The organism is Paenibacillus sp. 2TAB19, assembly GCF_052115185.1.
GTDB lineage: Bacteria > Bacillota > Bacilli > Paenibacillales > Paenibacillaceae > Pristimantibacillus.
Genome location: NZ_JBFRGE010000194.1, coordinates 1 through 1,668, shown reverse-complemented (window position 1 = coordinate 1,668; position 1,668 = coordinate 1). Strand labels below are relative to the sequence as shown.

Annotated in this window: 1 protein-coding gene; it reads left to right on the top strand. The window is 45.6% G+C overall.

Annotation, left to right across the window (positions count from 1 at the left end):
• On the top strand, positions 1–1,203 hold a 1,203-nt coding region (locus AB4Z33_RS30910), incomplete at its 5' end, for a helix-turn-helix domain-containing protein (protein WP_442053570.1).
• Positions 1,204–1,668: the final 465 nt, after the last annotated feature.

The following is a 1,668-nucleotide window of genomic DNA, read 5'->3' as shown; positions in this document are numbered from 1 at the left end:
ATACGCGAACGTGTCTCGGAGCAGGAATTCATTAAGTATAAGGCGTCGTATATGGGGAACTTTGCAGACGAGTTGCTCTCGGGCGGCCTTTCGGACCGTATGTTGATCCTGGAAGGTTTGCAGCAATATTTCGGACTTGATGCTTCAGGGTCAATGGTTTGCCTTACAGTCGAAATGGACGGGAATTGGATAGTCGACGCGGCTTTAACCAAAGCGGCTGAGGACCTTGTCCCTCGTCTCTTTCATTCAAGCCATTTAGCGGAGCGCGGCATTTGTCTTCGGTCTAGGGGAGGGAAGCTGGTTTTTCTTATCCAAGCAAAGACCAATTCCTTTTTATACTATACCCATTTCTCTAATGAAGTGGCGGTCCTACTTAGGGAGTGGAACCGGGAGACCAAATTGTTGTGCTCATGCTCCTTCTCTGCTGGTCTCAGCAGTCCCGGCAACGCGACGGAAATTGGAAGGCTCCATCGTGAGGCGAACTTGGCGCTTGCGAAAAGATTGTATACTGGCTATGGCTCAATTCACATTTACGAAGCTTCAACGGCTATTCAAGATAAGACGATTGTTGGCTTACTGAACAATTCTACCTTTATCTCCCAACTATCACAAGGGGTGTTGGCTGAAGCAGCAGTGACAGTGAATGAAGAATTTGATCGCCTCAAGCGAGAGCGTTCGCATACACCGGGAAGCATCTCTGTATACGCCTGCAGTTTGTTGCAACAACTAAAGGTAACGGCGCGGAATATTCCTGCCGACGTGATTGAACAGATTCATGAGAAGATGACTTTCATAGAAGCCAATGCGTGCTTGCTCCTCATCGACGAGTTCAAGGAGCAAGTGATTTCCGTATTTCTGGAGACGTCTTCGCGGTTATCCAAGGGTCTTAGTCCGCTTATGGTCCGCTCAGATGAATTCATCCGCAGAAACTTTACGCGTGAGCTTACGGTCGAAACCCTTGCGGAGTATGTGAGTAAGACGCCAAATTATTTCAGCCATCTCTTCAAACGGGAATTCGGCATCTCTTTTAAGGAATATATCAATCGATTACGTATCGCCAAAGCGAAGGAACTCATTCTCGGTACCAATGACCTCATCTATGAAATTAGTGAGCGGGTGGGTTTCACCGACTATACGTACTTTACGCAAGTATTCAAAAAAATGGAAGGTTATTCGCCAACAGTATTAAGGAAACAGCGGTAGAAATTGACGTAGACCCGATTACGAATAGGTGTGTTTCCATCGAGTTGAATCAAAAAACGGATATACAAAATCCAAGCGGCATCCGGCCACTGACCGCTTGCCGCTATTTGTATAAAGATGGGAGACTTGGTCATATTAAACTTAAGTTATTCCTTAGAAGATTAATTGCATAAATGTCGGACGACAAGAACATATATACAACGATAGCCGCATAAATTGCGGCTTTTTTGATTTCTGTATAGAAGTTCTTGTCGCGAGCTCAAGACAAGAACTTCTATACATCCCCGTGATCTCTGGTAATGCAAGATTTATTAAGCTCCCTCGAAATGATTCAGTTTCCTCACTCAGGCTCATGAATTCGCAGGATTTCATCCTGTAGTTACAACGAAGAGGAGGGTGTGGGAGTAGTCGGTGGCGAACAGACGTAAAAATGGGCATGCGGGAATAAAGGTGAATGCTGCATCA